The organism is Spirosoma endophyticum, from assembly GCF_900112365.1.
Taxonomy (GTDB): domain Bacteria; phylum Bacteroidota; class Bacteroidia; order Cytophagales; family Spirosomataceae; genus Spirosoma; species Spirosoma endophyticum.
In genome coordinates this window covers 719,892-745,367 of record NZ_FOLQ01000002.1, presented here as the reverse complement: position 1 = coordinate 745,367, position 25,476 = coordinate 719,892, and the positions used below count along the sequence as shown (strand labels likewise).

The following is a 25,476-nucleotide window of genomic DNA, read 5'->3' as shown; positions in this document are numbered from 1 at the left end:
GTGGTTACTCAATTACAGGATCGTTTGCCATTATAAGCTATTTAAGTAATCATACATTTGCTTTCGCTGATTACTTAAATAGCCAATCGATTCCTTTACGTTCGTAATAAAATTCCCATCAGCCTCTAAGGCATTATTCATTTTCTCTAAACCTGGAAGTAAATCTGTTAAGTCAGCTACTGACTTATCGTACGAAGAAATTACCTGTCTTAAAACCGTCTTCTCTGCTTCAATTTCTTGATGATTTGTTTCCATATTTATGTCTATCTGGCTCAAGACCATCTCATTAATTAGTTCCGGACTAATTCCAGGGTACAGGTTCCTGTAGTTGAAGCGAATTAATTATACCGAACCTATTTGCGCTTGTTCCATAGGGGTCCGATGAACAGGCCCGCGAATAGGGTAGTGAAGATCAGCAAGGCGATGCGGCCTATCTGACCGATCAGACTACCGCTGTACTCAATGCCATATTGTTCAGCAACTGTTGGTTTGTCAATTTTCTGAGTATCCATGTTTTTGAGATTTATGGATTTAGTTGAACGAGTTACAACGTTTTTGTGACATTGACAAGCAAAAAACCGTAGTTATACGTCTGTCTTTGTTTGAATTACCCGCTGCACATTCGACAGTAAGTCGTCATACCCTGTCTGCCGCTTTATTTTATCCACACTTACCTGGTAGCTTCCCCTCGGCCCCTCCCTCGTCGCATTGGTGTTCGGCATCCATACCGCAATAACACGCGCCTGCGCGTTGATCCGGTTCACATCATCCGAGTTGACAAAAGGTCGAGGTAGCTAATAAATGCCCCTTGAACGTAAAAAATAGAAGCCCAGACTCAACACCTCATACTACATAAACGGATCGAAAGACGTCGAGCTTGGATAGAAATGGTTATAGCACTAATCGAAGCGTAAAACGAACGTAATTGGAAAAGCCAAAAGACTCCTATCCAGGCCAGGCAAGATTGGCTGTTCGGTCGTGTAGTTGCCTCAGGTCGCGGAATCAATAAAGCCATGATTTCCGACGATTTAGTAAGGTTGTATTATTATGAATTCATAAGCGTACTTGATAGCTGACGAATCGCAGGCAGTGCGGCTTCAATCGCCCTTAGATAGCGCTCAAGAAGAGGAACAATATCGGGTAGCGATGTGTCAGCAGCCAACTGGCTTTCTAGCGCTTGAATCTGCCGACTCTCTTCTGAAAGGCCAAATAAGCTAATGGCGGCTTTCTGAGTATGAATGACTCGACTAATCGTCAAAGGGTCATGAGCGGCTATCGCCTGGCGGATCTGCTCAATTTGGACAGGTGTCTGTGTTAGAAATAAATCGACCATTTCGAGAGCAAACTCTTTATCACCACCCGTAACGTCAAGTAACAGATCAATAGAAAGCTGAGACTCAGAAGCAGAGGAGGAGTCAAGAGATGGAGCCTCAGAAGCCGAAAAAGGCACGTATTTCCGCAGGAGCTGTTGTAAGTCGGCAGACTGAAAAGGCTTAGGCAGAAAATCATTCATTCCCGCCTGTAAACATTGCTCCCGTTCGCTCGCCAGGGCGTGTGCGGTCATGGCGATAATGGGAGTTTGGCTACCCAATACCGTTCTGATCTGACGGGTGGCCATATAGCCATCCATAATTGGCATTTGAATATCCATTAATATCAGATCAAAAGTAGTCTCGCCTAGCCGGTCGATGGCTTGTTGCCCGTTCTCCGCCAGTTGGGCCGTATGACCTAAGCGGGCTAGCACACCCAGCGCTAACCGCTGATTCATCAGATTATCCTCCACGACCAGAATGTTCAGGCTGTGACCAGTAGCTCCCCACGTCAGTGAAGGATTACTAGCTGATAGACTAGCAGAGTCAGGAGCAAATTTATAGGGTATTTCAAGGGTAAAGCAGGACCCTTTACCAAGTGTACTATTTACCTTGACCCATCCCCCCTGGAGCTTGGTTAATGAGCGAACAATACTCAATCCTAATCCCGTACCACCGTATTGCCGGGTGGTCGAATCATTGGCCTGCCGGAAGCGCTCGAATATATATGGTAATTCGTCCGCTGACATACCAATGCCCGTATCCTGGATGATAAAGCGAACGCGTACTGTAGTCAGCGTTTGCTGGCTTTTTTCAATCCGTACCTGCACACCACCCTGCTGGGTAAACTTAATGGCATTGCTCATTAAATTCAGTAAGATTTGAGTCAATCGGGTTGGATCACCTAACAGTATGGGTGGTATGCCCGGATCAACGGCAACGGTCAGGCTCAGTTTTTTGTCGCTGGCAGCTGTGTGCAGCATTGTTCGAATGGAATCTACCAATGAGGGGAGACTAAATGGAATTATCTCCAGGGTAAACATCCCCGATTCGATCTTAGCAATGTCAAGAATATCATTAACAATAGTTAACAGATTTTTACCCGCCGTGCCGATATAGCTAACAAATTCCTGTTGTTCCTGGGTGAGGGCTGTGGTATGGAGTAAGTCCGAGAACCCCAAAATTGCATTCAGGGGCGTTCGTATCTCATGACTCATATTAGCCAGAAACTGCTTTTCGGTCAAACGAGCCTGGGTTAGGGCAAGGTCAAAGCGAAATAATAAAACCAGAGATTGCAGAAAGAAGAAGCTCAGATAACCAAAAAACAAACTAATTTTTATGGGTGTAGACAAGCCGAAGTATTGACTTAAAATCAGGCCAAAAACGATCAGCAACAAGCCAGTACTCATCAGAGCATACCGGGCACCTGGTCGATGACGACGGGCGGCTATCCAGTATACATATAAGGCATAGCCAATATAGGCAATCATCAATCCTAAAAATGGCTCCATGAGCCAAGTAAATAACATCGGTGGAAGCACTAAAACGGTCACCGAGAAAGCGAAACATACCCAAGACATAGCTCTAGTAATCAGCGGGTGCGTGTCTTTTGGGTATAAGGATTGGGTATAAAGCACAAAGACCGCAACGGCTAAATAGAGCGAACCGTATTCAAGTCGGATGGTAAGCCCCCACGGCAAATAAGGGAGTAGCGTATGTAATACGTACTGATCCGTTCCAACAATCCGGTAACTATAGATCAAAGAAAATAGGCCAAAGTAAAACATGGGCCAATCAGTTCGGCTAAAACCAAACAGACCTAAAAAAAATAATCCCGTCATAACCAGGCAGCCGGTCAGAAACAGATTCAGCGCCCCGTCTGTGGCCCGTTCCGCTTCGAGCCGTTTAGCTTCTCCGACTCGTATAGCTTTGGCTGATCCTCCTTTAGCGTGCTGAAAATTAGCAATTTGCAATAGTAGCTGAAGGGTATCGCTAAGCGCAGGCAATCGGATTAACTGGGTTGACCAGTAAGGTATAGTAGCGGCCTTCGTCGAAGCTGGACTACCATCTTGGGCTACCCTACGACCATTGACAAATAGGCGGTAAGAAGTATATTGATCGGGTACCTCCAGCATGAGTGAATCGGATCGAGGAGGTAACAACACCGTGAGCCCATAGGTGGCAAAACCCTGATTAGCTAAAGCTGCTTTGTGCCAGGTACTGGACGTCCATAATTGCGGAAAGGTAACATACTCGAAGGGCGCTTCTGGCTCGTTGGGAAAGCGAAGCTGATTCCAGTACCATTTCCATTGGCCCCTTAAATCAATATTTTGCTGGGAAAAATGGATGGATCTTAGATCAAGAATGCCCTGGTGAGCAATGGGCTGTTGTTGGGCTTGCCCCGTCAAAACGCTGGTAGAGAGCAGCATGACCAGCATCAAGGCCTTTTGGCGTAGTCCTGAGACGCGTATCGGAATTAAATTACTTACCGAACAGGTCGGAAATATTTTTTTCTTACCGTTATAATATTTCCTAGCAATAGACAAAAAACGGCCTTGTTTCTTGACATCAGGGTGCATCCGTATCGAGAAGTGGGTAAGAAAGAGCTATTTGGCTAACCATCTTTAAAAATAGGTGTTATAATCCGTAATTTTTATAATTGTAGTTATCAATATTTTTATTTTATAAATAAACCAGTCACTTGCAGGTGGGGAGTTAGGTTTCTATGGGTTACCAGTTGGTTATATTATGTCGCAAGTGATCTTAATCGAAATGGAAATACTCGGTTGCTTACATTGGTCAAATGATAGGATTAGCGCTAATAAGAGCCAAACTCAAATAAATTGAGCGAAAAGTCTGTCATTTATACCACTGTTATAAAGTTGATATAAAACACCTTGTATGCAAAACCTTATGCAAATAAAAAGCCGCCAACATTACTGAAGGCGGCTTTTTATTTGTAACTATCTGTTAATCAATGAGCCAGTGGAGGGATTCAAACCCCCGACGCATACAATATAAGTATCATACAATCCTTGTGGAACCAAGGCAACTTGCCCAAGTGTTCCACGCTGTGTGAAAATTAAGTCTCCAGGCCGAGCGGCATTTGCAGCCAGAGCTTGCGCTTTTTCTTCTGTCACAAAGACAAATTCTCCATCAATTTGACGAAAACCCATATTCTGGCCTCGAATAACGGGAACTCCTTCTTTGACATAATCTTTTGACACTAGGTTAGAACCGAAAGGTCCGCCTACAAGAGCATTCTTTCTAGAATCAGCAATATTTCCGACAATGACTTTAGGCCAATTACTCGCCATACCCCATTCCAATTAAATTTTCTTCAATTACTCCTTGTAACCGAGCGCTTTCCGAGAATTGTTCACGTAGCTTAGCCACTAGTTGCGGCATCATTACTTCAAACGATTCGCCTTCCCGCTCCTTCGCTTCAGCCCCTACATAACGGCCAGGAGTCAGGACATAGTCATGAACGGCGATGTCTGCAAGAGTAGCGCTTCTGCAGAATCCTGGTACGTCCACGTAACCCGTGCCACGCTGCCAATTGTGAAAGGTTTCAGCGATAAGCCTTATGTCATGCTCTTTGAAGTCTCGTAAAATTCGGTCTTTCATATAGCCAATTTCGCGAGCGTCAATAAACAGTGTTTCACCAACTCGATTACGACGATTATCCCGAGCTGTTTTACTTTTACTTAGTATCCAAATGCAAGCCGGAATCTGAGTATTAGTAAAAAGCTGACCAGGTAAAGCGACCATACATTCCACTTGATCGGCCTCTACAATGGCCCGGCGAATTTCTCCTTCGGTATTTGCGTTCGACGACATAGAGCCGTTAGATAAAAGCAAACCCATACGACCCGTAGGAGCCAAGTGATAGAGCATGTGTTGCATCCAAGCAAAGTTGGCGTTAGCCGAGGGTGGTATTGCGTATTCCCAGCGTCGATCGTCACGGATTGTTTCTCCCCCCCAGTCCTTAAGATTAAAAGGCGGATTAGCCATTACAAAGTCGGCCTTCAAATTAGGAAAAGCATCCTGCAGAAGTGTATCACCTAGTTTAATATCAGCTTCAATGTTGCGTATGACTAGGTTCATTTGAGCTAGTCGCCAAGTCGTAGGGTTACTCTCTTGACCGTAAACCGATATCTGTCGCTTGCGATCTTCTACAGCCTTATTACGCTCTTTGTGATTAAATACCTGATTATCAGTATGTTCTTCAATAAACTTCTCACTCTGCACAAAAAAACCACCTGAGCCGCAGCAGGGGTCATATACCCGTCCCGAATAAGGCTCAATCAACTCTACGATGAGCGACACAATTGATTGAGGTGTGTAGTACTGACCGCCTTTCTTGCCTTCAGCACTAGCAAATTCGCCTAGAAAAAATTCATAAACGTGCCCTAGAATATCTTTGGCTTTTAGCTCACCATGGTTAAACGGTATACCAGCAACTAAATCTAGTAGACGCCCCAGCTTGTCCGGGTCCAACTGCAATCTGGCAAAGTCTTTTGTAAGGACATTCTTAAGTCGAGGGTTATCATCCTCCACTGCCAACATTGCTCGGTCGAGAAGGATGTCGAGACCTTTAAATTTCTCTGGCTCACCGTCTGGATACCTGATAGACTTGCTGTTAGGCTCAATCAATACCGTACCATCAAGAAGGGTAATCACCTCGCCGGGAACTACTTTCGCATTTGCCCGCAAAAAATCCCAGCGCGCTCTTGCTGGAACCCAGAATATATTTTTCTCGGTATAATAATCGCGAACTTCAAGCTCAGAAGCCAGTAGTTCTGCGTCACCGCCGAGATAATAGTCATTGTCAGGATTTTGAAACTCTAGTTTTAATTCAATACGACGATCCTCAAAGGAATCTGAGACATACTTTAGAAAAATCAAGCCTAGTACTATATGCTTATAAACAGCCGCATCAAGGTTGGAGCGGAGTTGGTCGGCAGAGTTCCAAAGCCGGCGGTCAAGATCCCGGAAGAACTGTTGGTTATCGGCTGGTTTAGACATCTGGGATGAAAAGAGCAATAATTGCAATGTATAATGTATAAAGTAAGACTAACACACGAAAATAAAGGTATTTAATGTACCGTCAACCTAGGATCACATACAGTTTAGTAATACAGCCTAGTACTCAGTGAATATGTATGTAAAAAATATTAGCTTATGTATAAGCATTTCAGTTACACGCATAGAAAACTAGTTGCAAGAAATATCCTTAATCTATTTGCAAGAAGGGAATTATTAGTTTTAAGATTTTAAACGGCAAGCTTGTATTGCAACTTGTATTGCAAGTACATAAAAAAAGCACTTACGCGTTGAACGTAAGTGCTTGATTATCAATGAGCCAGTGGAGGGATTCGAACCCCCGACGCGCTTGCGCATCCTGATTACAAATCAGGCGGAATCGACCGCTATCCGACACTGGCACTCATTCTACGAGTCGTTTCCGAATCGTGATGCAAAAGTAGCCTTTTTAGAGATTATGTGCAAGACCAAGTATTGAAAAAAAACGAAAAAGGCGACTGATTTCAAAATCAGTCGCCTTTTTCGTTTTTGACTTAATTAAGCCTGCGCTACGCGCAATTGATGGCGCAAGTCTTCCAGTTGCTTTTCAGCATCTGCGATCTTCCGGTCAATTTCAGCACGTAATTTATCCGCGTTTTTCGAACGGGCGAAAAACTCAATGTTGTTCCGATACGTAGCGATGTCATTTTCGATCGTCGTAATGCGCCGACGAATGTCACTCTCACGCTTGTTGCCAGCATTCCCACCGTCGCGGTCACCCCGATTGAAATCACGATCACCGCGGTCGCGCCCACCACTACGCGTGGCTTCGGCTTCGCTTTGCAACATGATACGCTCTTTATCTTTAGCCGGAATTTTACCCGTCGAGCCAACCAGCGCGTTCACGGCATTGATATATCGCTTTTGGGTAGACTGCATATCTTTCTTCGGAACAAATCCGATGGCATTCCATTCTTTTTTGAATTCATTCAATTGAGATAGATCAGCATTCGCCGTGGCAGCCGCTTCGATACGTTCGATGAGCGCAATTTTTTGGGCTAGATTAGCTTCAAATTCGCGTTCTGTTTCCTGATTTTTCGAGCGTTTTTTGTTGAAAAATGCATCACAGGCAGCTTTAAACCGGTCGAATATAGTGTTCTTCTGTTTTTCAGGTACCTGACCAATGTTTTTCCACTGGCGCTGCAACTCGATGACCGTCTGCGTGATTTCGGGAGACTCCTCCCCTGCCGCCAGAATGGCTTCTACCTGCTCACAGAGATCAACTTTCGCCCGCAGATTTTCTTCCCGCTTGCTTTCCAGTTGCTTGAAGAACTCGCCTTTATTGTGGAAGAATGTTTTCAGGGCCGCCCAGAATTTCTTGCTAAGCTCTTTGCCTTCTTCGCGCGGCATTGGTCCTTTGATCGCATTCCAGCGATCCTGCAAGGCCATTACCGCTTTCGTCTTATCGTTCCAGTCGTTAATGCTGTTGGACGCAAACGATGTGATTGGCACCAATTCTTCGTAAATCGCTGATTTCTCTTCGTACAACTGGGCCGACTCTTTCCGCTGCTCATTCGTCTGACCACGTCGTTTGTCGTATAATACGTCCAAAGCAGCTTTCATGCGGCCCCAAAGTACTTCCTGCTCAGCTTTTGGGGCTGGCCCGATGTGCTTATACTCCTCAAACAGGGCGTTGGCTTCGTCAATTGTCTGCCGGGTTACCGGCGTTTCTTCCGACGCTTTAGCCATCGCTTCTACCTTCTCGATAACTTCCGTTTTGAGGCTGGTATTCCGCTTGCGATCGAGTTCTTTTAATTCAAAATAGATGTTACGGTTGCTGTAATACCGATCCACCAGCGCATGATACGTAGCCCAGAGCGTCGCATTATGGGGAGAGTTCATGTTCCCGGCCGCTTTCCATTCGTCCTGGATTTTTTTGAACTCGTTCCAGCTTACTTTCGGATCACCCGCGTTATTTTCGTCGGTTTCAACGAGTTCACGCAGGCGGGTCAACAATTCTGTTTTTGACGCAAAATTGGTATCCTTGGCTTTATCTAAATTCTGGAAGTACGTATTCTTCTGGCTCTTGATCTGTTTGTACAGCTCCTCAAACCGTTGAACCAATTCGTCGTATTTGTATTCGAAACCTTCTTCAGAACCTGTTTCAGCCACATAAGCCTGTAAAGCGGCTTCCCGTTCGGCCCGCTTCATCTGGTCGAATAACGGCTTAACTTCTTTCAGAATTTGATCGGCTTTCTTGAAATCACCGGGCGTAACAGACGCCACACCAATAGCTGCCGTCTGGCTCTCAAGCAGGTTTACAAAATCTGCCTTCGAGAACTGGCTATAATCAACGGCGTGTTGAACCGGACTTTCGTCTTCTTCGTGTATATCAGCGTACTGAGCCGTAATTTCTTCGCTAAGAGCTGGTTCATCACGGGTTAGCTCGGGCGCTGTCGCTTCTGGAGCTGCTACTTCAGGAGTTTCAGTAACGGGTGTCGGCCCGGCTACTGGTAGCGCTGTCGCTTCAGCAATGACGTCCGGCACAACTGCACTGGAACTGTCCTCCGATTCAACAACGGGTGCCGTAGTCTCTACCGGAGACGTCTCTGCTGGAGATTCGGCAGATGCAGCCGGAGCATCTGCGGGCTCAGTGCTGGCAGTTGGTGTATCGGTTGATTCTGTATGTATAGCATTGACACCCGCAGCGTCTGGCTGCGTCTCGTCCACTGGGGCGGATGATGCATCTGTCAACTCGGGCGTAGTATCTATGTCTTCGACTGTAGGTACAGATTCGACTGCCGCAACGGACGTTGTGGTATCTTCGAGCGTATTGACTGCCAGCTTGTCAGAAGCCTGATTAGTGGTTTCTGGCTGCTGGTTAATTTCCTGTTCTTGGTTTGCCATGTTGGGAACGTACCGATTACTTTTGCAAAACTACGACAATATGCGAATTTTCTTGTAGTATAGTGATTGAAAAGCCGTTAATGCACGCGAAAGAATGCCATCTATAATCAGCGATTTACGCAATGAATACACCCTAAACGGGTTAGACAAAGCCGATGTTTTACCCGACCCGGTTGCTCAGTTTCGGCAATGGTTCGATGCCGCCCTCACGGCCAACGTACCAGAACCAAACGCCATGCATGTTAGCACGGTTACGGCTGAAGGTCGCCCCGATGGACGAATTGTGCTGCTTAAGGACGTATCAGACGCGGGTTTTGTCTTTTACACCAATTATGAAAGCCGCAAAGGTCGTGAACTTATAGGTCATCCTTTTGCTACGCTCACCTTCTTTTATCCTGAACTTGAGCGTCAGATACGTATTGAAGGACGCGTTGAGAAAGTTAGCGCAGAAGAGTCAGATGCTTATTTTTCCAGTCGGCCAAGAGGGAGTCAAATTGGCGCGTGGGTATCGCATCAAAGTTTAGTTATCGACAATCGGGAAGCGCTGGAAACCCGTCAACGTGAGCTTGAAGCCCAGTTTTCCGGTCAGCCCATTCCGCGCCCACTCTATTGGGGCGGCTTCCGGGTGGTGCCCGACGTACTGGAATTCTGGCAGGGACGACCTAGTCGGCTGCATGACCGTATCCGGTATCGCAAAGAAGGCGAGAACTGGACCATTGAACGATTATCGCCTTAATCTTCTAAACACAGAGAAACGGAGGTACACACTGAGATCACAGAATTTTTCTTTAAGCCTCAATGATCTCTATATACACCTCCGTTTCTCTGTGTTTAAAGGTAAAAAGTCATTGTTTGCTGCTTTACGGATAAGTTTCTTCATTTTCCCACGTAACTATGCCCGGCAAACAAGCCAAGGTTCAACCAAAAGTTTCGAACCGAACGCTCTTTAGTGTGATTTCGGCCTCGTCGGTTGGCACGCTCATCGAATGGTATGACTTCTACATTTTTGGCAGTTTAGCCGCCATTCTTTCCTCCCAGTTTTTCCCGAAAGACAATCCCACGGCCGCGCTACTGTCGACACTGGCAACGTTTGCCGCTGGTTTTGTCGTACGCCCATTTGGCGCGCTGGTTTTCGGCCGATTAGGCGATTTAGTCGGCCGCAAGTATACGTTCCTGGTTACGTTAGTGCTGATGGGCGGCTCTACGTTTGCCATCGGATTGATTCCCGGCTATGCAACGATCGGTTTCTGGGCTCCCCTACTCGTCCTGCTGCTACGGCTAATTCAGGGCCTGGCGCTTGGTGGCGAATACGGGGGTGCCGCTACGTATGTAGCCGAGTATGCCCCCGAAGGACGACGCGGTTATTTCACCAGTTTCATTCAGACAACCGCTACGTTAGGCCTGTTCGTGTCGCTGGGCGTTATTCTGATTACGCGCGAGTCGCTGGGTGTCGATAAGTTCTCAGAATGGGGCTGGCGGGTGCCATTTTTGCTATCCATTCTGCTGGTTGGTGTTTCCATTGTTATTCGGTTGCGCATGGCCGAATCGCCATTATTTTCCAAACTAAAGTCGGAAGGCAACCTCTCAAAAAATCCACTGGCGGAGAGTTTTGGTAAGAAACAAAACCTAAAAATGGTCTTACTGGCGCTGTTTGGTGCAACGGCTGGCCAGGGCGTTATCTGGTATACAGGCCAATTCTACGCGTTATCATTTATCCAGAAAGCCTGCAATATTGAGTTCGTACAATCGAACATTATCGTCGCCGTAGCACTGCTCGCTGCCACACCGTTTTTCGTTATTTTCGGTGGCTTGTCGGACCGGATTGGCCGCAAAAGTATTATGCTGACTGGGATGTTGTTAGGCATTCTAACGTATCGACCGATTTATGATAAATTATATAGTCTGGCCGATTTAACGACCAAAAAGGAATTTGTCGACGCCCGAACCATTGATCGCAAATTGGCCAAACAGACGAACGGCGACCTGCTGACAACGACCACTACAACGCATTTTTTTGCAGATGGGTTAGTTGCCAAAGACATCGAGAAAACCGTTACGTCGACAACAAATCCGTCAGCCAAACCCGAACTCACAAAAGCCGTTACGTTGCCCACGAAGAGTTTCTGGATCATGATTCTGCTGGTGTTCCTGCAGGTAATTTACGTAACGATGGTCTATGGTCCAGTGGCGGCTTTTCTGGTTGAGCTATTCCCCACTCGCATTCGCTATACGTCGATGTCGCTCCCGTATCACATTGGCAATGGTATCTTCGGTGGCCTAACGCCCTTTATCGCAACGGCCCTCGTCGCAACGGCGACAAAAGCGAACGAAGTCGCACCGAATTCGGTCGATAAGCCGTATCTCGAAGGACTCTGGTACCCCATTCTCGTCGCCGGAGTTTGTTTTGTCATTGGGTTGCTGTATCTAAATAACAAGAGTGAAAGCGCGAAAGAGTGAAAGAGCGATTTTCTAATATGGTTAAAATTACCTGCGTCAGCTTTTCGCTCTTTCACTCTTTCGCCATTAAATCTTATGGAACTCCTCAAAAAATACCTCGGCATCGTCTGGATACTACTTGGCATCTACGTCGGCTACTCCCAAATTACGGACAGCTTAACCAAAATTGGTAGCGATAAACTCGAAGACCGCGTCTTTGGCTGGGTTATCCTCTGTGTGCTGGTCCCCATTGTTGTGGGCGGCCTGATTCTGTTCGGCAAGTATGCGCTGGATGGCGAATACGATTTTAAAGAGCGAAAGAGTGAGCCGGAACGCCGGAGCGGAGCGAAAAAGTGAATAAATTTGCCTACCCTTTAGCCAGAGCGGACAGTCGCTCATTCACTCCGCTTCGGCGGTCCGATTTTACTCTTTAGTCATTATGCGTATCCGAACCTTTGATGAGTACCAGGCCGCTTACCAGAAAAGCGTTGAAGACCCTGAGGAATTCTGGGCCGAAATCGCGCAGAATTTTCAGTGGCGCAAACCCTGGACCAAAACCCTGCAATGGAACTTTGACGAACCTAACATAAAGTGGTTCGTTGGCGGCAAACTCAACATTACCGAAAACTGCCTCGACCGGCACCTGGCTGAGCGGGGCGATCAACCGGCCATCATCTGGGAACCCAACGACCCGAATGACGCGGGCGTTACGTTAACCTATCGGATGTTACACGACCAAGTATGCCGGTTTGCTAACGTATTGAAACGTAATGGCGTCGTGAAGGGCGACCGCGTTTGCGTTTATATGCCAATGGTGCCGGAGCTGGCCATTGCCATTTTAGCCTGTGCCCGTATTGGTGCGGTTCACTCGGTGGTATTTGGCGGATTTTCGGCGCAGAGTATCGCCGACCGCATCAACGACGCCCAATGCAAAGTGGTCGTGACGGCGGATGGTGCCTATCGGGGAAACAAAGAAGTGCCGCTGAAAAATACGGTAGACGATGCGCTGATTGGCTGTCCAAGCGTCCAGAAAGTAATTGTGCTAACCCGTACCCGGACGCCGGTTTCGATGCTGAAAGGCCGCGATATCTGGTGGGAACAGGAACTCAAGCAGGTTACGGCCGACTGCCCTGCCGAGGAAATGGACGCCGAAGACATGCTGTTCATTCTGTACACGTCCGGCAGCACGGGTAAGCCCAAGGGTGTGGTACACACCTGCGGAGGCTACATGGTTTATGCCGCCTACACGTTTCAGAACGTTTTTCAGTACGAAGAAAATCAGATTTTTTTCTGCACGGCTGACATCGGCTGGATTACCGGCCACAGCTATATCGTGTATGGTCCACTGGCAAGTGGTGCTACGTCGATCATTTTTGAAGGCACTCCAACTTACCCCGACTGCGGCCGTTTCTGGGATATTACCGACAAGCATAACGTCAACATTCTGTACACCGCGCCTACTGCCATCCGGTCGTTGATGGGTTTTGGTTTAGAGAAAGTCGAAAACCACGATCTGAGCAGCTTGCAGGTATTGGGCTCGGTCGGTGAACCGATCAACGAAGAAGCCTGGCACTGGTACGATGATCACATCGGAAAAAACCGCTGCCCGATTGTCGATACATGGTGGCAAACCGAAACGGGTGGCATTCTAATTTCGCCGTTGGCCGGTATTACCAAAACCAAACCGACTTACGCTACGTTGCCGCTGCCGGGTGTTCAGCCGATTCTGGTGGATGAGAGCGGCAAAGAAATTGAAGGCAATGGCGTTAGTGGAAACCTCTGCATGAAGTTCCCCTGGCCAGGCATCCTGCGTACTACCTATGGCGACCACGAGCGCTGCCGCCAGACGTACTTCGCTACGTATCCGGGCTTGTACTTCACGGGCGACGGTTGTCTCCGTGACGAAGACGGTTATTACCGCATCACGGGCCGCGTGGACGATGTACTGAACGTATCGGGCCATCGCATTGGCACAGCTGAAGTCGAAAACGCGATCAACATGCACACGGGCGTGGTTGAGAGCGCGGTGGTGGGCTATCCGCACGACATCAAAGGCCAGGGTATTTACGCCTACGTCATCACGGATCAGCAACCCTCCGACCACGACGCCGACCTGACCAAGCGCGACATTCTGGCGACCGTAACCCGCGTGATTGGCCCAATTGCCAAACCCGACAAAATTCAGTTCGTAACGGGCTTACCCAAAACGCGTTCCGGCAAAATCATGCGCCGAATCCTGCGCAAAATCGCCGAAGGCGACACCGGCAACCTCGGCGATACGTCGACACTTCTCGACCCGGCGGTGGTTGATGAGATAAAAGCAGGAGCGATTTAAAAATTTACAAGGTTTAGGAAGCGCCGGGCGGAAACGTCCGGCGTTTTTGTTGGCAAAGCGCACCAAAAATATGGCTTCCCGATAAGCCATAAATCAACTGATTCCGTTACCTAAAACGGGTAGAAATACGGGACGAAGTACGAATAGATTGGCTTGTTTTTCGTTCTGATAATGAAAAACTTTGTCAGGCCGGAGCATCTCATTACGACTTTCTAGCCAACTTCCTAATGCGCTTTTCCCATGAAAAATCATCATCGTTGTAACTGCCAGATTATACCGCCGTTTGTCATCGACGAACTCAAAAAAGCCGGGGTTGACATTTCGGCCCAGACCAAATCTATCAGCAAGGAATTTCGGGATCGTCGGGCTGACCAGCTGGCGTTTCGCAGTAGCGAATCGTCGCTGATTGCGCCCCCTGTTAAAAATGCGGACCGCTTCGTATACGATTCCAAAATGACACAGAATCAGCGACTTCTGCTCGTTCGGAAAGAAAGTGGAGCGGCTTCCGCAGACCCAATTGTCAATACTGTTTACGACAATGCGGGCGCAGTTCGCAGCTATTACAAAACTGCGTTCGATTATCTGTCGGTGGATAACCACGGCGCAGATTTGATTCTAAACGTACATTATGGAAAAGCCTACGCCAACGCGTTCTGGGATGGCGACGAGATGACGTTTGGGGACGGTGACGGAAAGATTTTCATCAACCTGGCCAATGCACTCGACGTAACCGCGCATGAGCTGACCCACGGTGTTGTGCAATATACGGCTGGTCTCAACTATCAGGGACAATCCGGAGCGCTTAATGAGCATTATGCAGATGTGTTCGGGTCGGTAATTAAACAGGTTGCCAAAAAGCAAACGGCGGCTACTGCCGACTGGCTGATTGGCGACGAAATTATGGGGCCTACGCTTAAGGGACAGGCACTACGTTCTTTGAAAGCGCCTGGCACAGCCTACAACAATCAGTTGATGGGAAAAGACCCGCAGCCAGCGCATATGAATAATCTATATAAAGGGTCGGGGGATAATGGCGGGGTACACATTAATAGTGGCATTCCGAACAAAGTGTTTCATCTGGTGGCAGTTGGTATCGAAACCGATAAAGCTGCTTTGCTCTGGTTCGAAACGCTGAAAACGCTCAAGCCCACTACGAATTTTAAAAGTTTTAAAACGGCCGTCTCCACGCAGGCGAAAAAACTAGCCAGTGCGGGCAAAGTGCCCGCTGCCACGGAGAGTATTGTCAAACAATCCTTTCAGGCCGTCGGTTTGTAAGGGAAAACGGTTCTGGCGAATCCAGTTCATGAAAGTAGTTTATGCCCGCGAAGGGGGCTTATTTCCACAGGTAGCGGAAACGGAAGCCACAACTGCCGACTTACCAATCGATCTACAGAAGCTGGCAGCGGCTGTTCTGGCAGAGCCGGGCTCCTATACATCCCGTTCAGCGAATTCGAACCTACGAGACGGCTATCAATATCGGCTTACACTACAGGAAGGCTCAAAAAGGGCTAATCTGACCTTCGATGACTCCAGCCTGCCTGCTGCGATCCAGCCCCTGGTCCACTTTTTGCAACAACGTACCGGAAAGCCATAGGCGATACACGCCCGGTTGAGCAATTTCAAATTCTTTCCTGAAACATCAACCCATCCGCACCGGACATGAACGTCTGGCGCGGATGGGTTGTTAGTTAAACAAGGGCTTATTCTACCATAGAATCCCGTCTGAGCATCGGTTCGCTCAACACATTAACCTGCGTAGCTTTACCACCAACTCATTTATGCAACTTCTTTACAGCTATTTACGGCGCTATTGGGGCCTGTTGGCACTAGCGCTTTTTCTGGCGGCTATCAACCAGGTTTTCTCGCTGCTCGACCCCTACATTTTCCGCAAAATCATTGACCAATACGTTGTTAAGCCCGGTGGCACGCTACGTCCGTTAGGTTTCTGGGGCTTCCTGAAAAACGGAGCCGGTCTGCTGATTTTGCAGGCACTGGGCGTGGCCATGGTGAGCCGCATCGCCAAAAATTTTCAGGATTACTACGTCAATGTGATCACCCAGCGGCTCGGAGCACGACTGTATACAGACGGTCTTCGCCACTCGCTCGAACTACCCTACCAGGTGTTTGAAGACCAGCGGTCGGGCGAGACGCTGGGCAAGTTGCAGAAGGTACGGTCCGACGTTGAGAAGCTGATTCAATCGTTTGTCAATGTGCTCTTTACGTCAGTCGTGGGCATTATTTTTGTGATGTGGTATGCCGCTACGGTGTACTGGCCCATTGCCCCGGCTTATTTCCTGACCATTCCGCTGCTGGGGTTCGTAAGTTCGCTGCTGAGCAAAAAAATCAAGACTGTTCAGAAAACGATTGTCGCCGAAACCACCGCACTGGCGGGTTCGACGACGGAAAGCCTGCGCAACATCGAGCTAGTTAAAAGCCTTGGTCTGGCACAGCAGGAAACCGAACGGTTGAACGCGACGACGGAAAAAATCCTGAAGCTCGAACTCAAAAAGGTGCGCTACATCCGGTCACTGTCGTTTATTCAGGGCACGTTTGTAAACCTGCTACGTAATGCCATTATGCTGCTTATGCTGTTTCTGGTGGTACGGGAAGAAATTACGGTGGGTGAGTTTTTCTCGTTGTTCATCTATTCCTTCGCCATTTTCGGGCCATTGCAGGAACTGGGCAACATCATAAATATCTATCGCGAAACGGAAGCATCGCTGGCTAATTTCCAGCAAATCCTGGATACGCCCCGAGACGTAAAACCGGCGCTGCCACAACCCGTCAAGGCACTCAAAACGCTGGCCTTCGAGGATGTTCATTTCAAACACCTCACCGCCGAAAAACCCGCTCTCGATGGTATTTCGTTCAAGGCGCAGGTCGGTGAAACGGTTGCGTTTGTCGGTCCAAGCGGTTCGGGGAAAACTACGCTGGTAAAGTTGCTGGTAGGCCTCTATAAACCGCTAAGCGGCCAGATTTATTATAACGACATTCCGGGCTCTGAAGTGAACCTAGACGAACTGAGAGAGCAAATCGGCTTTGTGACGCAGGATACGCAGCTTTTCGCCGGAACCATCCGCGAAAACCTCCGCTTCGTCGCGCCCAGTGCCACCGATGCCGAATGCCTCACCGCCCTGCATCAGGCTGCTGCCGATTCGCTGTTAGCCCGCGCCCCTCAAGGACTCGATACGGTCATTGGCGAAGGTGGAGTGAAAGTATCCGGGGGTGAAAAGCAACGGCTGAGCATTGCCCGCGCGCTGCTGCGCAAACCCGCTTTGCTGGTATTCGATGAAGCTACGTCGGCCCTGGACTCGTTAACCGAAGAGGAAATTGGCCGAACAGTACGTGATTTGTCCGGTTCGCGCCGACACATTACGATCCTGATCGCCCACCGCCTGAGCACCATCCTCCACGCTGACCGGATTTTCGTGCTGGAACAGGGACACGTAGTGGAGCAGGGCCGCCATGCCGAATTACTGGAGCGCAAAGGGCTTTATTACGCTATGTGGCGGCAACAAATTGGGGAACGCAAAGAGCTGGTGCCCGCCTGATTTATAGAACGCTGACTTTTATGGCTATAACGTCCGCGCATCAGGAATATCACTGAGGAAGTCAGGATCGCCGGGTTTCACCTGCTTGCTATTAATTATGATCCCCACAGAGGATGGATCAGCTTCACAAACCACTTCATGCACAGTCTGACCTGACAACGCTTGGCCGGATGTCTGCGTCTTTACGACGCGATTGATCGCCGTAAGGTCAAATAAACGGAGGGTTGAAGCAACATATCGTTTTCATGATTCTGCCTGGTTTGAGATCACGGATCAAAGATCAGGCAGCGTTTTATAACGTATTGCTACCTACTGCTCAACAGTGTTAATGGGATCTTTTGTCAGCATATTACTACGCAGGCAAGTGACTGACCAATTTACCCAGAGTTGTATTATTTGTTGCTAAAGTCTGGTCACTTTTCCAGACCAAGGCACATTTGTAATCAAAAAATTAAATATAGTTTCTTGTCAAATTAAGTTACTAATTACAGTAAGGCGAAATAAATTACATTTCACTACTTTACAACAACTCATTAAATAGCAACCTCAGCGATAGAAACATAGCATTCGATTAATCTTAAATAATTAAATATCAATTTTATTATTTATCTGTATATAGTAAAAATTATGCATACCATATTATTAATAATTCAACTTATTTAATTCCTAACTATTGCATGTTTATTGTTACTAAATACACCAGACTATTCTCATTAAAAATAAAAATGTTTTTTTAAATATATTTAAGTTATCAGATTCATTAAATTATAATACATTATAAATCAATCATTTACAAAAAAATATATACCTTAAAATTCGGTTACAAAAATACCTCGCTTAATAAATTTCCGAAAAACAATACTGGCAAAATTTGCATACAGAAGCAAATTATAAAACATTTATATCACCTTTTGACCTAGCCCTCTTTTATTAATTACCCACTCAATTAATCAATTATTTTTTATGAAATTTTTTACTTGTATAACGAATTTTCTTTTCGTCTTATTATTCTTATGTACAGCCTTTACCGATAAAGTAAATGGGCAAAATCCTTTAACGCCAGCTGGCGTTTTCAATGTATTTGTAGAAGGAAATTTCACTGTCTACAGCAGTGAGACAGAAGGTTCAGTAGCTGTTGGGGGTAATCTGATCGTAAATGGTGGTTACGGCATTGCCGCTTCCACAAGAACCTTACCCCTATATAAAGTTGGTGATATTCCAGTCGGGTTAGTGGTTAATGGTGGGATTAGTCTCAATGGTGGGTTGCAGGTCCTCAATAACACCTACATGAAAATTGGCAACTGCGCATCGCCGGACCCCCTAATAACTTACTACAAAGACAACAATAATACGTTTTCCCCTATCCGGATCAATAAAACGTCTACGTCCTACGGTCAAAGCCCTACCATTTTGTTGTCAGCGGCAGCTAACTACTGGACACCCGCTAATCCAGTCAGTGCCTCAAACAATCCAGTCTGCGGAACAACCGGCATTAACTTCTCGACTGCTTTCTCCAGCCTGCGCACCAACTCAACCACCCTGGCGTTGTGTTCTGGCAACACAGAGGTTACCAACGCAAATGGAACGATAATTCCTATTACGAACCTACCGAATCAGATCAAGATCAATTTGCACTCGGGAGTGAATGTGCTAAACATAACCGGTTCGGACCTGAGTAAAGTACAGGATTTCATTCTTAACAATTCTCCATCGGCAAGCCAGATTCTAGTGATCAACGTAGCGGCAGTTGGTGCTTACAACTGGAGTGTACCAAATATCAATGTGCCGGGCGATAAGTCTGCCTTGCGTTACATCCTGTGGAACTTCCCGTCCACTACGGTCTTAACCATTCAGGGTGCACAAATTGAGGGTAGTGTGCTGGCGCCCAATGCCGATGTGATTAAAATGGGGTCGTCAAATATTGAAGGGCAGTTCATTGCCAAATCGTTCAGCAATATTGGTGGAGAAATGCACGACTATCCGTTTAACGCCAGTCTTCCCTCGTGTGCACCCATGCCGGTGCGTCTGGTCAAATTTACAGCCACACCCGAAGGATCGGCCGTGCGGCTGGCCTGGGAAACGAGTTGGGAATATAATAGTGACTATTTTGTCGTAGAACGTAGTAACGACGCCATCGAGTTTGGTTCATTGGGTCGTGTATTAGCCAATGGGCAAACGAGCCAAAGTCAGCGCTATTCGTTTACCGACCAACTTCCATCCTCCCAAACAGCCTACTACCGCTTACGAATGGTCGATAAGGATGGAAGTTTTGATTACTCTAAACTAGTAGCCTTCCTGCCAGACAGTGATGAACCACTACTGCAGTTACTGGAAAATCCAACGACGAACCAGGTCCTTCGCATCCAGCTTCGTTCCTGGACGGTAGCTGACCTGCGACTGACCAACATGCAGGGCCAACTTGTGTCGTTTAAGGGAATGGCAGAATCGAATGGGACTATGACGTTGCGACCAGACCAGACTTTACCAGCAGGCGTTTACGTGCTGACGGCCAGACGGGGTATTACGCATCAGCAGGTGCGTCTGGTAATTCTGTAAGCGTCTTATTTGCCCCAAGTCACGATACGTTAAGAAGATAATTGGAAGCAACGCGATGAAAAAGTCCACCCAGTTGGGTGGGCTTTTTTTTGTGGCTCGCGGGAGAGCGATTTAGTCAGCATGAATCTCACATAAACTCACACGTACCGCAACCATCCAATCTCCGGATGAGATGCTTTGTAGCGACCGTACCAGTTGCAGAGTGGATAGAGCAGTAACACTAAACTGATCCAGACGACGTAAACCAGTCCAAGCGAAATGCCTGCCCCGGCGGGCCGACCAAAATTCAACGGACCGGAAGGAATGTCGGCCAGGGAATAGCCCTGAATCAGGCTCATCCCAATCATCGAGAGGTGGACCAGATACCAATGCAGGATGTAATAAAACATGGGTACTTTCCCGTATACCGTTAGCCAGCGCGTGAAAGCGTTATTAGCCCCATCGGCAGCGGACAGAATCAGGAACATCAGGCCCAGCAGGAGCAAATCGTAGATCAGCGATGGTGGGTATTTCGATACGTTGATAAACGACAGGAACGTGAACAGGCCATCCTTTTGGGGACTCCAGGGCGCTGGATCGCCATAAATATTCAGAAAACGCAGTAGAATAAACAAGGCCAACGAGCCCAAACCGATACGTAGCAGTAAGGGTTTTCGCTGCTCCACAGGCCGTTCCATCAACTGCCCGCATGCATAACCAACCAGCATAATACCCAGCCAGGGAATCAGTGGATATGCCGCCAGTAACGCAAATGAAGAGCTAATTGGGAAAAACTCGGTGCGGAAGAGTAATGCCCAGATCAGCCTGGCGGCTGGATCGGTAAAAGACGGCACGATTTGCAGAATATTATGCCCAAATACGATAATCAGCCCGATAGCCCCAACCCATTTAACGGGTAATTTCGCCAGTAGCGACAGGATGATTAACCCGCCACCAATCGCATAAATGACCTGTAACATCAGGGATTGAAAGTGAATATCGAACCAGAAAGCGAAGTTGACGATCGTAAGTTCGAGCACCAGCAGCACAACGCCCCGCTTCAGTAAGAACCGCCGGGCCGCTACGTCATTCCGTTTCCGAAGTGACAGATAAGCCGATGTTCCCGACAGAAAGACGAACGTAGGGGCGCATAAATGCGTAATCCACCGGGTCAGGAATAGCTCGGGCGTTGTGGTCGTTAGATCGGTGGGATTTTGAGTTAGTGCGGGCGTATGCAGCAGGTCACGAACGTGATCCAACGCCATAATCACCATCACTAAACCACGGGTCACATCAATGGTCGTTACTCGCTTCATGTAGCAAACAGGCTTTTACTTCTTCTTATACTGACACTGCGTATTGTCTGATTTGACATAGTAAGACTTGTAATTCAGGGCTTTAGGGTCCATACACCCTTTGAGGTTAAGCACTTCAACCTGCTTGAAATCAATGGGATGGCTTTCGGCCTGAAGCGCAATGTATCCTTCCTTCAACGACGTATTGGCCCGGCCATTCCAGTATTTGGCCGCTTCAGGGCTAAAGTGCCCCGCACTCCAGTCATGATCCTGGCTGACGAAGCCGCCCCCAACTTCCGGTTTCTCGTAGGTCAGTACGGTGTCGCCGTTGATGAGCTGATGCACAATCGAATCACCCAGCACGATGGCTTCGGCCGTTACCCATTGGTCCCCATCGTAGGTTTTCGAGTCGGAGTCGGTGCAGTGTTCGGGGCGGAGTTTGCCGCTCATGTACACCTGCGTGCCGGGCGTGCACAAGTTGCCCGTCGAGCGGGGTCCTTTACCCAGACCGCCCAGAAACTGCATTTCGAGTGATACGGGAAATGTCTGCCCGATAGATAAACTTTTCGCCGACTGTGAGTGCAGCATGATACCACTGTTACGCACGTTCCAGCTATCACCACCGGGCGTCTGATCGCCGACGAACCGATACGTTACCCGCACCTTGTAGTACGAAAATGGCTTGTTGTAATAGATGTGCCCGTATTTACCGTCGAAAGTTTTGTACTGATCATACATTACCCGCATCATGCCATCTTCGACGCGAAAGGTATTTTTGTAATTATCGTTCAGCGGCTGACCCGCAATTTTGATGTCCCAGCCGCTGAGGTCTTTCCCGTTAAAAATCGAAATCCACTCCGGCTGGTCAGGGCCTTTTTGAGCAATTGCCGCCGAAGCAGACAGTACGAATGCAAGAAGTATATAGTGTATCTTTTTCATGAATGGGTTCAATATCCAGCCGGGTTAGAACCCGGCGCAAGTGATAAAATTTGATGCATTGCGCCGGGTTTTAACCCAGCGAGATATTATTCATTATTTCAATACCTCTACCGTATTCAGCTCTGGTCCTCCGCCATGATTGGCTGACCCGGCAACGATGTAGATTTGACCCATGTAAACAACCGCCTGTGTACCGTGTCGTCCCTGGTTCATTTTCGGGCCAGCCGTCCAGCGATTTGTTTTTGGGTCGAGTGCTTCGGCTTCGTTATGCGATAGCAGCTGTGTTGTTTCGCCACCCATGATCCAGACTTTTCCACCCTGTGTTACCGCCGTGGCTCCCGCCCGCTGAGTCGGGATGTTGGACGTAGCGGGCAGTGTTGTCCAGCGGCCCGTTTTGAAGTCGTACACATCCACCTCCGCGATGGTTGTTTCCAGCACTTTGTTGATCCGGGCCGTCGAATTACGGCCACCCGCCAGATACAATTTATCATCGACAACAGCCGCACTAATATGGTCGCGGGTATGGGGCGCATCAGGCAGTTTTTTCCAGGTATTGGTTTTCGGATCGTATTCGTCGAGCCAGGCCACATGCCCATCGTAGTGGCCGTCGGTAATACCGCAGGCTACGTAGATTTTGTCTTTGTACACCACAACACCCGCCGAGCCCCGAAGCCGGTCTTTAGGAATCTCCGGTCCTACCCGCCATTTCCCCTGTTTAGGATTATAAATGTAGATATTCGGGATAGGCGTTTCGTGCGGGTATTTCCCCTCAAACGCGCAGATGGCGTAGAGTTCTCCACCGTAGGTAATGGCCTGAAAATGATTCATTTCAACAGGTGGAGCAGGGTGCGTTTGCCATACCAGCGTTTTCAGATTAAGCGCTTCCAGGGGTTTCATACCTCGTCCGCCAACAGCATATAAACTATCACCGATTAACGTAGCGGCATTTTCGTGCCGGGGTGAGCAGGCATTTTGCGTTGTAACGGGTTGCCAGCTTTGCGCCTGAACCGTCAGGGTAGTGCTGCTAATCAGGCCAAAACCGAGTAAAAATCGTAACGTCATAACAAAGAGGCTGTAGGTAATAAATAGTCCTTTTTAACAAGTTAAATTCCTTGCGATACTACTTTAAAATAGTATTCATTCCGAGAAAAAGGACGTACCGAAAAGCAGTTTTTGATACGTCCTTTTTGATTGGGTAAACCCGCGGTCATCAATTGTGATGCCCTCCGGGCCTGTGTAGATTGCCTATGCCTATTCCAGCTTTCATTTTGTTAGATAAGACGGCTGCAACTCGAATTCCCGTGTGTTTCTATCTCCATTCGACTCAGAAATCGAATTACTCCAACCGAACAACCGTTGAGTTTTTCACCTCAGCCATCACAAAAAAGCTGCTTATGTGCAGCGTGCCGGCAATCACCGATAGTTGCTCCTGATAAAAATGGTTATACGTCTCCATGTCGCGGCTAACAATTTTGATCAGGTAATCAAAGGTACCCGACACCCGATTGCACTCCAGCACATCGGGTAGTTCCCGTACAGCGGCTTCATAATCGGCGAAGGCGTCTCGGGTCTGCCGGTCGAGCGTCACCTGGCAGTAGATCATGAGCAAGCTTCCTAGCTTTTTTTTGTCTAAAATGGTCACGTAGCGGTCAATGATACCAGCGCGTTCGAGCCGCTTGATACGTTCATGAACGGGTGTTTTCGATAAGTTAATCCGTTGACCAATCTCCTGAATCGTGAGCCGGGCATCGACCTGCAATAGACTAAGAATTTTACGATCTATTTTATCTAAAATTTCCATAACGGCATTTTTACGGAATGACAGTACCTATTTGAGCAACGTACAGGACAATATCCTTTAAAGTAAGAAAAAACTATTCATATATACCAAAATAAGGGCGCCTGTTAGAAAATAGTCATGGCAATTTTACCTTTGTGTAGTAGTCAATCAAAATCTCCCCAATCCACGTAGACGTTATGGTCATTGGTGTTCCCAAAGAGATAAAAAATAATGAAAACCGGGTGGCGCTGACACCTGCCGGTGTGACTGAGCTTCGCAAATACGGCCATACTGTTTATGTGCAGGTCAATGCGGGTGAAGACAGTGGCTTTGAGGACGAAGGGTATATCGAGGCTGGTGCCATCATGTTGCCAACCATCGAAGACATTTACGGCATTGCCGAAATGATTATGAAGGTTAAAGAGCCCATCGCGGCTGAATATGACCTGATCAAAGAAAATCAACTACTGTTTACGTATTTCCACTTTGCTTCGTCGGAAGAACTGACACAGGCAATGCTGGCGAAAGGGGCCGTTTGTCTGGCCTACGAAACGGTTGAGCGTCCCGATCGTAGCCTGCCGTTGCTGGTTCCCATGTCGGAAGTTGCGGGTCGGATGGCGATTCAGGAAGGTGCCAAATACCTGGAGAAACCATTGAAAGGCCGGGGTATTCTGCTGGGTGGTGTACCGGGCGTAAAACCAGCCAACGTACTTATTCTGGGCGGTGGTATCGTTGGTACACAGGCCGCTAAAATGGCAGCCGGACTTGGTGCGCACGTAACGATCATGGACGTGAGTCTGCCCCGTCTGCGCTATCTGTCGGACATTATGCCGCCGAACGTGCAGACGATGATGTCGAACGAATACAATATTCGTGAGATGATCAAGGTCTGCGATCTGATCGTGGGTGCCGTCTTGATTCCGGGAGCGAAAGCTCCTCACCTCATTACGCGGGAGATGCTGAAACAAATGCGGCCGGGTACGGTATTGGTCGACGTAGCGGTTGATCAGGGTGGTTGCATCGAAACCTGCCGTCCAACGACCCACGAGAATCCGACCTTCATTATTGATGACGTTGTGCATTACTGCGTTGCGAATATGCCGGGCGCTGTGCCTTACACCAGCACTATCGCGCTAACAAACGCTACGTTACCCTATGCCCTGCAAATAGCCAATAAAGGCTGGCAACAGGCGTGCCGGGACAACATGGACCTTAAGCTTGGCCTGAACGTAGTGGAAGGCAAGATTGTCTATAAAGGCGTTGCTGATGCTTTTGGATTACCTCTTACAGATGTGAATGATGTTTTAATTGAAGAAGACACTCCATACCAACGGGGTGATATGTACGCTTAGCTATCGGCTTT

The 25,476-nt window shown here is 47.9% G+C and carries 20 protein-coding genes and 1 tRNA gene; 9 read left to right on the top strand and 12 right to left on the bottom strand.

Annotated elements, in window-relative coordinates:
• Window positions 1-30 precede the first annotated feature (30 nt).
• From BM202_RS08070 to BM202_RS08045, 8 genes are all read right to left on the bottom strand, one after another.
• Entirely contained in the window at window positions 31-255 is a 225-nt protein-coding gene (locus BM202_RS08070) for a hypothetical protein (RefSeq protein ID WP_143100649.1), read from the bottom strand.
• 98 nt (window positions 256-353) lie between these two features.
• A complete protein-coding gene (locus tag BM202_RS37160) occupies window positions 354-512 on the bottom strand; it encodes a hypothetical protein (protein ID WP_177236531.1) in 159 nt (52 codons plus the stop codon).
• A 72-nt stretch (window positions 513-584) separates the two neighbouring features.
• Window positions 585-764, bottom strand: coding sequence for a hypothetical protein (locus BM202_RS36600; RefSeq protein ID WP_177236530.1), 180 nt, complete (start codon window positions 762-764; stop codon window positions 585-587).
• Window positions 765-1,045: 281 nt separating this feature from the next.
• Window positions 1,046-3,739: an ATP-binding protein gene (locus BM202_RS08065; RefSeq protein WP_177236529.1), complete on the bottom strand. Its 2,694-nt coding sequence runs from the start codon at window positions 3,737-3,739 to the stop codon at window positions 1,046-1,048.
• A 534-nt stretch (window positions 3,740-4,273) separates the two neighbouring features.
• A complete protein-coding gene (locus BM202_RS08060; RefSeq protein ID WP_177236528.1) occupies window positions 4,274-4,627 on the bottom strand; it encodes a restriction endonuclease subunit S domain-containing protein in 354 nt (117 codons plus the stop codon).
• Entirely contained in the window at window positions 4,617-6,365 is a 1,749-nt protein-coding gene (locus tag BM202_RS08055) for a class I SAM-dependent DNA methyltransferase (RefSeq protein ID WP_245776565.1), read from the bottom strand. Before BM202_RS08055 ends, BM202_RS08060 begins: the two co-directional genes overlap by 11 nt.
• A gap of 308 nt (window positions 6,366-6,673) precedes the next feature.
• A tRNA-Thr gene (locus BM202_RS08050) sits at window positions 6,674-6,757 on the bottom strand.
• A gap of 136 nt (window positions 6,758-6,893) precedes the next feature.
• Window positions 6,894-9,242 (bottom strand): DUF349 domain-containing protein, encoded by a 2,349-nt coding sequence (locus BM202_RS08045; protein ID WP_093824739.1) that lies wholly within the window; start codon window positions 9,240-9,242, stop codon window positions 6,894-6,896.
• 94 nt (window positions 9,243-9,336) lie between these two features.
• Between BM202_RS08045 and pdxH the strand changes: the two genes are divergently transcribed.
• The 8 genes from pdxH to BM202_RS08005 all read left to right on the top strand — a co-directional run bounded on the left by pdxH (window position 9,337) and on the right by BM202_RS08005 (window position 20,120).
• Window positions 9,337-9,978, top strand: a complete 642-nt coding sequence (pdxH, locus tag BM202_RS08040) for a pyridoxamine 5'-phosphate oxidase (protein ID WP_093824737.1) — start codon at window positions 9,337-9,339, stop codon at window positions 9,976-9,978.
• A gap of 158 nt (window positions 9,979-10,136) precedes the next feature.
• The gene (locus BM202_RS08035; protein WP_093824735.1) at window positions 10,137-11,699 is read left to right on the top strand and encodes an MFS transporter; all 1,563 of its coding nucleotides are present in this window, start codon (window positions 10,137-10,139) and stop codon (window positions 11,697-11,699) included.
• A 75-nt stretch (window positions 11,700-11,774) separates the two neighbouring features.
• A complete protein-coding gene (locus BM202_RS08030) occupies window positions 11,775-12,035 on the top strand; it encodes a DUF6814 family protein (RefSeq protein WP_093824733.1) in 261 nt (86 codons plus the stop codon).
• Window positions 12,036-12,117: 82 nt separating this feature from the next.
• The gene (gene acs, locus BM202_RS08025) at window positions 12,118-14,013 is read left to right on the top strand and encodes an acetate--CoA ligase (RefSeq protein WP_093824731.1); all 1,896 of its coding nucleotides are present in this window, start codon (window positions 12,118-12,120) and stop codon (window positions 14,011-14,013) included.
• Between the two features lie 240 nt (window positions 14,014-14,253).
• Complete coding sequence (locus BM202_RS08020; protein ID WP_093824729.1) at window positions 14,254-15,288, top strand: M4 family metallopeptidase; 1,035 nt, start codon at window positions 14,254-14,256, stop codon at window positions 15,286-15,288.
• Between the two features lie 28 nt (window positions 15,289-15,316).
• Window positions 15,317-15,607, top strand: coding sequence for a protealysin inhibitor emfourin (locus BM202_RS08015; RefSeq protein WP_093824727.1), 291 nt, complete (start codon window positions 15,317-15,319; stop codon window positions 15,605-15,607).
• A 184-nt stretch (window positions 15,608-15,791) separates the two neighbouring features.
• Window positions 15,792-17,564: an ABC transporter ATP-binding protein gene (locus BM202_RS08010; protein ID WP_093824725.1), complete on the top strand. Its 1,773-nt coding sequence runs from the start codon at window positions 15,792-15,794 to the stop codon at window positions 17,562-17,564.
• A gap of 963 nt (window positions 17,565-18,527) precedes the next feature.
• Window positions 18,528-20,120 (top strand): collagen-binding domain-containing protein, encoded by a 1,593-nt coding sequence (locus BM202_RS08005; RefSeq protein ID WP_093824723.1) that lies wholly within the window; start codon window positions 18,528-18,530, stop codon window positions 20,118-20,120.
• A gap of 137 nt (window positions 20,121-20,257) precedes the next feature.
• On the opposite strand, the gene BM202_RS08000 is transcribed toward BM202_RS08005, so the two are convergent.
• The 4 genes from BM202_RS08000 to BM202_RS07985 all read right to left on the bottom strand — a co-directional run bounded on the left by BM202_RS08000 (window position 20,258) and on the right by BM202_RS07985 (window position 24,134).
• Complete coding sequence (locus tag BM202_RS08000; protein WP_093824721.1) at window positions 20,258-21,415, bottom strand: acetyltransferase domain-containing protein; 1,158 nt, start codon at window positions 21,413-21,415, stop codon at window positions 20,258-20,260.
• Window positions 21,416-21,430: 15 nt separating this feature from the next.
• Window positions 21,431-22,333, bottom strand: coding sequence for a 3-keto-disaccharide hydrolase (locus tag BM202_RS07995; protein WP_093824719.1), 903 nt, complete (start codon window positions 22,331-22,333; stop codon window positions 21,431-21,433).
• A 93-nt stretch (window positions 22,334-22,426) separates the two neighbouring features.
• Entirely contained in the window at window positions 22,427-23,395 is a 969-nt protein-coding gene (locus tag BM202_RS07990) for a Kelch repeat-containing protein (protein WP_093824718.1), read from the bottom strand.
• Between the two features lie 274 nt (window positions 23,396-23,669).
• Complete coding sequence (locus BM202_RS07985) at window positions 23,670-24,134, bottom strand: Lrp/AsnC family transcriptional regulator (protein WP_093824716.1); 465 nt, start codon at window positions 24,132-24,134, stop codon at window positions 23,670-23,672.
• Between the two features lie 176 nt (window positions 24,135-24,310).
• On the opposite strand from BM202_RS07985, the gene ald reads away from it, so the two are divergent.
• Complete coding sequence (gene ald, locus BM202_RS07980) at window positions 24,311-25,465, top strand: alanine dehydrogenase (protein ID WP_093824715.1); 1,155 nt, start codon at window positions 24,311-24,313, stop codon at window positions 25,463-25,465.
• Window positions 25,466-25,476: the final 11 nt, after the last annotated feature.

Excerpts from the sequence above, each read along its gene's own strand:
- BM202_RS08070 (WP_143100649.1), bottom strand. The coding sequence starts at position 255 with ATGGAAACAAATCATCAAGAAATTGAAGCAGAGAAGACGGTTTTAAGA.
- BM202_RS37160 (WP_177236531.1), bottom strand. The coding sequence starts at position 512 with ATGGATACTCAGAAAATTGACAAACCAACAGTTGCTGAACAATATGGC.
- BM202_RS08065 (WP_177236529.1), bottom strand. The coding sequence starts at position 3,739 with ATGCTGCTCTCTACCAGCGTTTTGACGGGGCAAGCCCAACAACAGCCC.
- BM202_RS08060 (WP_177236528.1), bottom strand. The coding sequence starts at position 4,627 with ATGGCGAGTAATTGGCCTAAAGTCATTGTCGGAAATATTGCTGATTCT.
- BM202_RS08045 (WP_093824739.1), bottom strand. The coding sequence starts at position 9,242 with ATGGCAAACCAAGAACAGGAAATTAACCAGCAGCCAGAAACCACTAAT.
- pdxH (WP_093824737.1), top strand. The coding sequence starts at position 9,337 with ATGCCATCTATAATCAGCGATTTACGCAATGAATACACCCTAAACGGG.
- BM202_RS08035 (WP_093824735.1), top strand. The coding sequence starts at position 10,137 with ATGCCCGGCAAACAAGCCAAGGTTCAACCAAAAGTTTCGAACCGAACG.
- BM202_RS08030 (WP_093824733.1), top strand. The coding sequence starts at position 11,775 with ATGGAACTCCTCAAAAAATACCTCGGCATCGTCTGGATACTACTTGGC.
- acs (WP_093824731.1), top strand. The coding sequence starts at position 12,118 with ATGCGTATCCGAACCTTTGATGAGTACCAGGCCGCTTACCAGAAAAGC.
- BM202_RS08020 (WP_093824729.1), top strand. The coding sequence starts at position 14,254 with ATGAAAAATCATCATCGTTGTAACTGCCAGATTATACCGCCGTTTGTC.
- BM202_RS08015 (WP_093824727.1), top strand. The coding sequence starts at position 15,317 with ATGAAAGTAGTTTATGCCCGCGAAGGGGGCTTATTTCCACAGGTAGCG.
- BM202_RS08010 (WP_093824725.1), top strand. The coding sequence starts at position 15,792 with ATGCAACTTCTTTACAGCTATTTACGGCGCTATTGGGGCCTGTTGGCA.
- BM202_RS08005 (WP_093824723.1), top strand. The coding sequence starts at position 18,528 with ATGAAATTTTTTACTTGTATAACGAATTTTCTTTTCGTCTTATTATTC.
- BM202_RS08000 (WP_093824721.1), bottom strand. The coding sequence starts at position 21,415 with ATGAAGCGAGTAACGACCATTGATGTGACCCGTGGTTTAGTGATGGTG.
- BM202_RS07995 (WP_093824719.1), bottom strand. The coding sequence starts at position 22,333 with ATGAAAAAGATACACTATATACTTCTTGCATTCGTACTGTCTGCTTCG.
- BM202_RS07990 (WP_093824718.1), bottom strand. The coding sequence starts at position 23,395 with ATGACGTTACGATTTTTACTCGGTTTTGGCCTGATTAGCAGCACTACC.
- BM202_RS07985 (WP_093824716.1), bottom strand. The coding sequence starts at position 24,134 with ATGGAAATTTTAGATAAAATAGATCGTAAAATTCTTAGTCTATTGCAG.
- ald (WP_093824715.1), top strand. The coding sequence starts at position 24,311 with ATGGTCATTGGTGTTCCCAAAGAGATAAAAAATAATGAAAACCGGGTG.